The 7241-nt window shown below is 70.8% G+C and carries 5 protein-coding genes; all 5 read right to left on the bottom strand.

The window, feature by feature from the left end:
- Nucleotides 1-743 (bottom strand): flavodoxin-dependent (E)-4-hydroxy-3-methylbut-2-enyl-diphosphate synthase (ispG, locus tag ABZ404_RS37545; RefSeq protein WP_358835371.1); only part of this gene is annotated, 743 nt, incomplete at its 3' end.
- Nucleotides 744-910: 167 nt separating this feature from the next.
- The gene (locus ABZ404_RS37540) at nt 911-2209 is read right to left on the bottom strand and encodes a site-2 protease family protein (protein WP_358835370.1); all 1299 of its coding nucleotides are present in this window, start codon (nt 2207-2209) and stop codon (nt 911-913) included.
- A complete protein-coding gene (dxr, locus tag ABZ404_RS37535) occupies nt 2206-3456 on the bottom strand; it encodes a 1-deoxy-D-xylulose-5-phosphate reductoisomerase (RefSeq protein WP_358835369.1) in 1251 nt (416 codons plus the stop codon). The genes ABZ404_RS37540 and dxr overlap by 4 nt, the downstream gene beginning before the upstream one ends.
- Before the next feature lie 131 nt (nt 3457-3587).
- Nucleotides 3588-5513, bottom strand: coding sequence for an acyl-CoA dehydrogenase family protein (locus tag ABZ404_RS37530; RefSeq protein WP_358835368.1), 1926 nt, complete (start codon nt 5511-5513; stop codon nt 3588-3590).
- A gap of 167 nt (nt 5514-5680) precedes the next feature.
- Nucleotides 5681-7126, bottom strand: coding sequence for an aldehyde dehydrogenase family protein (locus tag ABZ404_RS37525; RefSeq protein ID WP_358835367.1), 1446 nt, complete (start codon nt 7124-7126; stop codon nt 5681-5683).
- Between the last annotated feature and the right edge of the window lie 115 nt (nt 7127-7241).

Here is a 7241-nt window from a genome sequence, read left to right as displayed (position 1 = left end):
ACCCGGATCGTGTCCCCGATCCCCTGGCTCAGCAGCGCCCCGAACGCCACCGCCGACTTGATCGTCCCCTGGAACGCCGGACCCGCCTCCGTCACGCCCAGGTGCAGCGGATAGTCACACCGCGCCGCCAGCTGCCGGTAGGCCTCGACCATCACCACCGGGTCGTTGTGCTTCACCGAGATCTTGATGTCCCGGAAATCATGCTCCTCGAACAGCGACGCCTCCCACAGCGCCGACTCCACCAGAGCCTCCGGCGTCGCCCGCCCGTACTTCTTCAGCAGCCGCGCATCCAGCGAACCCGCGTTCACCCCGATACGAATCGGCGTCCCCGCGTCCTTCGCCGCCCGCGCGATCTCCTTCACCTTGTCGTCGAACTGCTTGATGTTCCCCGGATTCACCCGCACCGCCGCACACCCGGCATCAATCGCCGCGAACACATACTTCGGCTGGAAATGAATATCCGCGATCACCGGGATCTGCGACTTCTTCGCGATCACCGCCAACGCGTCCGCGTCATCCTGCGTCGGACACGCCACCCGCACGATCTGACACCCCGACGCCGTCAGCTCCGCGATCTGCTGCAACGTCGCCCCGACATCCGACGTCCGCGTCGTCGTCATCGACTGCACCGACACCGGCGCGTCACCGCCGACCGCCACGGATCCCACCTGGATCTGACGGCTCTTGCGACGCTCGGCCAGCCTGGTCGGAACGGACGGCATTCCCAGTGAAATCGCAGTCATCTGCTGTGCAACCCCAAGGTGTGGATCAAGGTCCCGAGATCGGCGGGCTCCAGCCTTCGAGGTTACGGCACCCCGGGGCGCGCGAGCACACCGTGCCCCGCGGTTCACCGAAAGGGACGGCCCGGGCACGTTACGCGCCCGGGCCGTCCCGTACTCCCGTACGACCGCTAGGAGATCTTCACCGGGTTCACCACGTCCGCGACCAGCACGAGCAGGGTGAAGCAGATGAAGATCCCGGCCACCACGTACGCGACCGGCATGAGCTTCGCCACGTCGAACGGGCCCGGGTCGGGGCGCTTGAAGACGCGGGCGACCGTGCGGCGCAGCGACTCCCACAGCGCGCCCGCGATGTGCCCGCCGTCCAGCGGCAGCAGCGGCAGCATGTTGAAGAGGAACAGGGAGAGGTTGAACCCCGCGACCAGGAACAGCATCATCGCGATCTGGTTCTCCGGCGGGATGTCGAGGGTGAACACCTCGCCGCCGACCCGGGCCGCGCCGACCACGCCCATCGGGGAGTCGGCCTTGCGCTCCTCGCCGTTGAAGGCCGCGTTCCACAGGTCCGGGACCTTGGAGGGGATCGCGACCAGCGACTTCACGCCCGAGCGCATCATGTCGCCCATCCGGTCCACGGACTCGCCGAAGGACTGCTGGACGATGCCGGTGGCGGGGCTGAAGCCGAGGAAGCCCGCCGAGGTGGTGCCGGAGGTGTAGTTGCCGGAGCCGTCGATCCTGGCGACGTCGTTCTTGATCAGGCTGGCGTGCAGATCCACCGGCCTGCCGTCGCGCTGGACGGTGATCGTGGCCGGGCCGATCGTGTCGCGGATGTGCTTCTGGAGCGCCGACCAGTCGCCGACCTTCTCGCCGTTGAACGCGACGATCTTGTCGCCCGCCTTCAGACCGGCCTGCTTCGCCGGGGCCACCGGGTCGGAGGCCTTGCAGGTGTCGCGCTGCTCCTTCTGCGAGATCACGCAGTCGGAAACCTTGCCCACCTGGGTGGTCTGGGTGTTGACGCCGAACGTCATCATCACGCCGAAGAAGATCGCCACGGCGAGGATCAGGTTCATGAACGGCCCGGCGAACATCACGATCACGCGCTTCCACGGCTTGCGCGTGTAGAACAGCCGCGTCTCGTCGCCCGGCTGGAGCTCCTCGAAGGCCGCCGAGCGGGCGTCCTCGATCATGCCGCGCCAGGGCGACGTGGAGCGCGCGGTGATCCGCCCGTCCTCGCCGGGCGGGAACATGCCGATCATGCGGATGTATCCGCCGAGCGGGACCGCCTTGATGCCGTACTCGGTGTCGCCCTTCTTCCGCGACCAGATGGTCGGGCCGAAGCCGACCATGTACTGCGGCACCCGGATGCCGAACATCTTGGCCGTGGAGAGGTGGCCCAGTTCGTGCCACGCGATCGAGACGAGCAGGCCGACCACGAAGACGACTATGCCGAGGACCGTCATCAGAATCGTCATGCGCGCGCCTCCGCTGTCGCCTTCACCGCGAGTTCCCGGGCCCGGGCCCGTGCCCAGGTCTCCGCTTCCAGGACGTCCGAGACCGTGAGTGAGGTTCCCTCGGCGGGGGTGCCGTGCTCGGCCACCACCTCTGTGACCGTATCCATGATTCCGTTGAAAGGCAGCCGTCCCGCGAGGAAAGCGTCCACGCACTCCTCGTTCGCGGCATTGAACACCGCCGGAGCCGTGCCCCCCAGCTTCCCGACGTGCCGGGCGAGTCCCACCGAGGGGAAGGCCTCGGTGTCCAGCGGGAAGAACTCCCAGCTCGACGCCTTGGTCCAGTCGAAGGCGGGGGCCGCGTCGGGTACCCGCTCGGGCCAGCCGATGCCGATGGCGATGGGGCCGCGCATGTCGGGCGGGGTGGCCTGGGCGAGCGTGGAGCCGTCGGTGAACTCGACCATGGAGTGCACGTACGACTGCGGGTGCACGACGACCTCGATGCGCTCGAAGGGGATGTCGTACAGCAGGTGCGCCTCGATGACCTCCAGGCCCTTGTTCACCAGGGTGGCCGAGTTGATCGTGATCACCGGGCCCATCGCCCAGGTGGGGTGCGCCAGGGCGTCCTCGGGGGTCACGTCCGCCAGCTGAGCGCGCGTACGGCCGCGGAAGGGGCCGCCGGAGGCGGTGACCACCAGCTTGCGTACGTCGGCGCGGGTGCCGGCGGCCAGGGCCTGGAAGAGGGCGGCGTGCTCGGAGTCGACCGGGATGATCTGGCCCGGCTTGGCGAGCGCCTTCACCAGGGGGCCGCCGACGATCAGCGACTCCTTGTTGGCCAGCGCCAGGGTCCGGCCCGCCTCCAGGGCGGCCAGGGTGGGCGCGAGGCCGATGGAGCCCGTGATGCCGTTGAGGACGGTGTGGCACTCGGAGGCGGCGAGCCCGGTGGCCGCGTCGGGCCCGGCGAGGATCTCGGGCAGCGGCTCGGTGCCGTACCTCTCCTTCAGCGCCTCGCGCAGCGCGGGCACCGCGTCCGTCCGGGCGACCGCGACCGCGCGGACCCGCAGCCGGCGCGCCTGCTCGGCCAGGAGCGCGACCCGTCCGCCCGACGCGGCGAGCGCGGTGACGCGGAACCGGTCGGGGTTGCGCAGCACCAGGTCGATGGCCTGGGTGCCGATGGACCCGGTGGAGCCAAGGACGACGATGTCCCGGCGGCCTTCGGCGGGATCGAAGGCGATGTGCGGGTCGGCGAGGGGGGCTGGGCTGTCGCTCATCCCCCCATTCTTGCCGCATCCGCTGTGCGCCGGGACAGCACTCCCCCCGTGCGGGGGCCGCGCGGCGTGTTCCGGGGGCGCCGGGGCACCGGGGAGCGCGGCTCTCCCGGTGCCCCAACGGCCCGGTGGATTCAGCGGATCGGGCGGTGGACGTTGTCCCGCTCGGCGGGCCCCGGGGTGGCGTCGGCGATCCACGGGCCGTCGCCGGACGGGTCGACGACGCCCTCCTCCAGCCAGGTGTACGAGCCGGCCAGCACCCCGGTGACGACCTTGCGGTCGAGGTCGTCGGTGTTGGCCCACAGCCGCTCGAAGAGCTCGTCCACCCGGATGCGGGCCTGGCGGCAGAAGGCGTCGGCCAGCTGGTGGGCCTCGCGGCCGTGGGTGCCGCTGGTGCGCAGCAGCTCCGCCCGTACGCAGGCGGCGCTCATCGCGAACAGTTCGGCGCCGATGTCCACGATCCGGCCGAGGAAGCCCTGCTTGGTCTCCATCCGGCCCTGCCAGCGCGACATGGCGTAGAACGTGGAGCGGGCCAGCTTGCGGGAGGACCGCTCGACGTACCGCAGGTGCTGCGCCAGACCCTCGAACTCGCTATAGGAGTTGGGCAGTTGGCCGGGACCGGAGAGCAGCTTGGGCAGCCAGCGGGCGTAGAAGGCGGCGGCGCCCGCGCCCGCCCTGGCCTTGTCGGGCAGCTTCTTGTCCGGGTCGATCAGATCGCCCGCGACGGAGAGGTGGGCGTCGACGGCCTCGCGGGCGATCAGCAGGTGCATGATCTCCGTGGAGCCCTCGAAGATGCGGTTGATGCGCAGATCGCGCAGGATCTGCTCGGCCGGTACGGCCCGCTCGCCCCGGGCGGCCAGCGAGTCGGCGGTCTCGAAGCCGCGTCCGCCGCGGATCTGGACCAGCTCGTCGGCCATCAGCCAGGCCATCTCGGAGCCGTAGAGCTTGGCGAGGGCCGCCTCGATCCGGATGTCGTTGCGGTCCTCGTCGGCCATCTGCGAGGACAGGTCGAGTACGGCCTCCAGGGCGAAGGTGGTGGCCGCGATGAACGAGATCTTGGCTCCGACGGCCTCGTGCTGGGCGATCGGCTTGCCCCACTGCTCGCGCGCCGCCGACCACTCCCGGGCGATCTTCAGACACCACTTGCCCGCGCCGACGCACATCGCCGGCAGCGAGAGGCGGCCGGTGTTCAGGGTGGTCAGGGCGATCTTCAGCCCGGCGCCCTCGGGGCCGATGCGGTGGGAGGCGGGGACGCGGACCTGGTGGAAGCGGGTCACCCCGTTCTCGATACCGCGCAGCCCCATGAAGGCGTTGCGGTTCTCCACGGTGACGCCCGGAGAGTCCGCCTCGACCACGAAGGCGGTGATGCCGCCCTTGTGCCCCTCGGACTTCGGCACCCTGGCCATGACGACCAGCAGGTCGGCGACGACGCCGTTGGTGGTCCACAGCTTCACGCCGTCCAGGACGTAGGCGTCGTCGCCGTCCGGGACCGCCGAGGTGGCCAGCCGCGCCGGGTCCGAGCCGACGTCCGGTTCGGTGAGCAGGAAGGCGGAGATGTCGGTACGGGCGCAGCGCGGCAGGAACGTGTCCTTCTGCTCCTGGGTGCCGAAGAGCTTCAGCGGCTGCGGTACGCCGATCGACTGGTGCGCCGAGAGCAGGGCGCCGATCGCGGGGCTGGCGGAACCGGCCAGCGCGAGGGCCTTGTTGTAGTACACCTGGGTGAGGCCGAGGCCGCCGTACTTGGTGTCGATCTTCATCCCGAGGGCGCCGAGCTCCTTGAGCCCGTTGATCACCTCGTCCGGGATGCGCGACTCGCGCTCGATGAGGGCGCCGTCGATCTTCGTCTCGCAGAAGTCCCGCAGCTTGGCGAGGAACGCCTCGCCGCGCTCCGCGTCCTCGCCCGCGGGCAGCGGATGCGGGTGGATGAGGTCGAGCCGGAAACGCCCGAGGAAGAGTTCCTTCGCGAAGCTCGGCTTGCGCCAGTCCTGCTCGCGCGCGGCTTCGGCGACCCGGCGCGCCTCGCGCTCCGAGACCTTGGGTGTGCCGTGTGGTGCGGTCATTGAGGGGTACTCCTCGCCGCGACGTTGTGCGGGGCGCGCACACGCACCCCGTTACCGGACAGTGCTACTCGTCCGTATGTACCCGATTCCCGCGCGGCCAGCCACCCCTGGGACGCGAAACGGCCGGAGCCCGCCGACGGGGCTCCGGCCGTTCGCGTACGTACGTCCTAGAGCGCGAGGCCGGTGAGGACCAGCACGCGCTCGTAGGTGTAGTCGTCCATGGCGTAGCGCACGCCCTCGCGGCCGACGCCGGAGGCCTTGGCGCCGCCGTACGGCATCTGGTCCGCGCGGTACGAGGGGACGTCGCCGATGATCACGCCGCCCACCTCCAGGGCGCGGTGGGCGCGGAAGGCGGTCTGCACGTTGTGCGTGAAGACGCCCGCCTGGAGGCCGTACTTGGAGGAGTTGACGGCCGCGAAGGCCTCCTCCTCGCCGTCCACCTTCTGCACGGTGAGGACCGGTCCGAAGACCTCCTCGCAGGCGAGGGTGGTGTCGGCCGGGACCTCGGTGAGGACGGTCGGCGCGTAGGAGGCGCCGTCGCGCTTGCCGCCCGCGAGCAGCTTCGCGCCGGCCGAGACCGCCTCGTCGACCCAGGACTCCACGCGTCGGGCGGCGTCCTCGCTGACGAGGGGGCCGACGTCGGTGGAGGCGTCGGAGGGGTCACCGGTGACCTGGGCCTCCACGGCGGCGACGATCTTCGGCAGCAGCCGGTCGTAGACGGCCGCGTCGGCGATCACGCGCTGCACGGAGATGCAGGACTGGCCGCCCTGGTAGTTGGAGAAGGTGGCGATACGGGACGCCGCCCAGTCCAGGTCCGCGTCCGAGGCGAAGTCGGCGAGGACGACGGCCGCGCCGTTGCCGCCGAGCTCCAGGGTGCAGTGCTTGCGCGGCACCGAGTCCATGATCGCGTAGCCGACCTTGTCGGAGCCGGTGAAGGAGATGACCGGCAGGCGCTCGTCCTGGACCAGGGCCGGCATCTTGTCGTTGGCGACCGGCAGGACGCTCCACGACCCGGCGGGCAGCTCCGTCTCGGCGAGCAGCTCGCCGAGGACGAGGCCGGACAGGGGGGTCGCCGGGGCGGGCTTGAGGATGATCGGCGCGCCGACGGCGATGGCCGGGGCGACCTTGTGGGCGCACAGGTTCAGCGGGAAGTTGAACGGCGCGATGCCGAGGACGACGCCCTTGGGGAAGCGGCGGGTCAGCGCGAAACGGCCCTGGCCGCCGGCGTCGGTGTCGAGGCGCTGGGCCTCGCCGCCGTTGAAGCGCCGGGCCTCCTCCGCCGCGAACCGGAACACGGACACCGCGCGGCCGACCTCGCCGCGGGCCCACTTGATGGGCTTGCCGTTCTCGGCGGAGATCAGCTGGGCGATCTCCTCGGTGCGCTCGGTGAGGCGCTTGGAGACGTGGTCGAGGGCCGCGGCGCGTACGTGCGCGGGGGTCGCGGCGAACTCGTCGACCACGGCGTGCGCGGCGGCGACGGCCTCCTCGACCTGGGCCTCGGTCGGAACGCTCACCGTGCCGACCAGCCGGCCGTCCCAGGGGGAGGTGACGTCGAAGGTGTCCTCACCGGTGGCCTGGCGGCCGGCGAGCCAGAAGGCGTGGGTGGAAGTCATTGTGAATCCCGGCCCTTCCGAGGTTGGGGTGGTGGGTGGTGGGGTTCTGGTGCTGTTGCCTGCGCTTCCCACCGTAGGGGGGTGGGGGCGGGGGTGGGGTTGTCCGGGGTGGAGT

This window comes from Streptomyces sp. NPDC005878 (assembly GCF_040629815.1).
In the GTDB taxonomy this organism is placed as follows: domain Bacteria; phylum Actinomycetota; class Actinomycetes; order Streptomycetales; family Streptomycetaceae; genus Streptomyces.
Note: the sequence above shows the minus strand (reverse complement) of the source record. Positions and strands in the feature narration are given on the sequence as shown.

What these genes read in the sequence shown, in the direction of transcription:
- ABZ404_RS37530 (WP_358835368.1), bottom strand. Translation starts at nt 5,513, where the DNA reads ATGACCGCACCACACGGCACACCCAAGGTCTCGGAGCGCGAGGCGCGC.
- ABZ404_RS37540 (WP_358835370.1), bottom strand. Translation starts at nt 2,209, where the DNA reads ATGACGATTCTGATGACGGTCCTCGGCATAGTCGTCTTCGTGGTCGGC.
- dxr (WP_358835369.1), bottom strand. Translation starts at nt 3,456, where the DNA reads ATGAGCGACAGCCCAGCCCCCCTCGCCGACCCGCACATCGCCTTCGAT.
- ABZ404_RS37525 (WP_358835367.1), bottom strand. Translation starts at nt 7,126, where the DNA reads ATGACTTCCACCCACGCCTTCTGGCTCGCCGGCCGCCAGGCCACCGGT.